The sequence below is a fragment of the Hymenobacter sp. H14-R3 genome, assembly GCF_030063445.1.
Taxonomy (GTDB): domain Bacteria; phylum Bacteroidota; class Bacteroidia; order Cytophagales; family Hymenobacteraceae; genus Hymenobacter.
This window is the reverse complement of sequence record NZ_JASITD010000073.1, coordinates 1-1,205: the sequence shown is the minus strand read 5'-3', so window position 1 is coordinate 1,205 and position 1,205 is coordinate 1. Positions and strand designations below refer to the sequence as shown.

Annotated in this window: 1 protein-coding gene; it reads left to right on the top strand. The window is 46.9% G+C overall.

Features of this window, described 5'->3' with window-relative positions; all coding sequences use genetic code 11:
• The first annotated feature begins 210 nt into the window (after positions 1-210).
• Complete coding sequence (locus QMK33_RS23340) at positions 211-1,137, top strand: DUF4062 domain-containing protein (protein WP_283567037.1); 927 nt, start codon at positions 211-213, stop codon at positions 1,135-1,137.
• The last annotated feature ends 68 nt before the right edge of the window (positions 1,138-1,205 follow it).

Genomic DNA, 1,205 nt, shown 5'->3' with positions numbered 1-1,205 from the left:
GATAAAGGCGACGCTGACCTCGAAGCGCTCAGCGACCGCGGCTTGGCGGGACTTGGGCTGGCGCAAGGCTGCCACGATTCTGGTGCGTAAATCAAGCGAATAGGGTTGCATAAATAGCCTTACGCAAGCACTTGCAAAAGGAATAAATGGTTCGCGAAACCGCTATAGAAGATACCTTTAGTACTTTGCTGCAGTACCAAAGCTCAACGTATGCCTAAGAAATACCAAGTTTTTATTAGCTCTACCTTTGATGACCTCAAAGAGCACCGCGACGCAGTAGTAAAGGCCGTATTGCAGCTCGGCCACCTGCCGGTAGGCATGGAGATGTTCAACGCGGGCGACCAGACCCAGTGGGAAACTATCAAAAGCTACATCGACAGCTCCGACTATTATCTCGTAATTCTAGCGCACCGCTACGGCTCGAAAGACCCCGCCAGCAGCCTCAGCTACACCGAAACGGAATATGACTACGCCGGGGAGCAGGGAGTGCCGCGCTTAGGGTTTGTGATTGAGAAAACTGCAACGTGGCCGGCAGATAGGATAGAGGCCAAAGCTAAAAAGAAGCTGGATGCTTTCAAGGGTAAAGTTGGGAGCGCCCGCGTCATCAAGTTTTGGGACACGGTTGATAAGCTAGCCTATCATGTTTCCCTTTCGCTGGGTAATGAAATAACCATTAATCCGCGAGTCGGCTGGGTACGGGCTACGGAGGCGGCTAGCCCACAAATAGCTGAGGAATTAGCGCGATTAAGTAAGGAGAATAGGGAGCTTAGTAATAAACTCCAAGCTCAGCCAAGAGATGAAGTAACTGAATTGCAAAAGATTCTAGAAAAAGAATCAATAAAAATCCCTTTTAGAGATGAGTTCATAAATTTTACTCTAACGGAGATTTTCTCGGTTGCAGCAAGCTTTTCTGATGGTTCTTCTCCCCAAAGCATTTGTAATACTATGCTTGCAAAAAAAATTGGCAAAGAATTCATTAAAGATAATAATTACAAAGATGTTGCTGCTCTTGAAAAAGGGTTGTATGAGTTGCGAAATATTGGCGTGCTAGATGCCAGCAACGCTGCCCCAGGAGGCAACTGGTACACTACTGAAAAAGGACACAGATTATACATTATACTACGTAGCCAGGCTTAGAACAAACTAAATACCAGTATCTACTGCAAATTCATGCTACCCCTTTTTCCAACCGACGCCCCCCTACC